Raw genomic sequence first — 289 nt, forward strand, 5'->3', positions numbered from 1 at the left:
GGATTGATTACTTTAGGGAATGAGATACAACCTTGAGAGGATACTCAAAAAAGCCAAAGAGTTGTGGATTGATTACTTTAGGGAATGAGATACAACTCCTTCACAGGCTTCTCTGCCTGCTTCACAGTTGTGGATTGATTACTTTAGGGAATGAGATACAACTACTTTCTCATCTTGTTTAATACCTAGCTGTTGTGGATTGATTACTTTAGGGAATGAGATACAACATTTGGCTATAACTTCAAGTATCGGTGTGAGTTGTGGATTGATTACTTTAGGGAATGAGATA

Source organism: Porphyromonas sp. HMSC077F02, from assembly GCF_001815465.1.
Lineage (GTDB): Bacteria > Bacteroidota > Bacteroidia > Bacteroidales > Porphyromonadaceae > Porphyromonas_A > Porphyromonas_A somerae.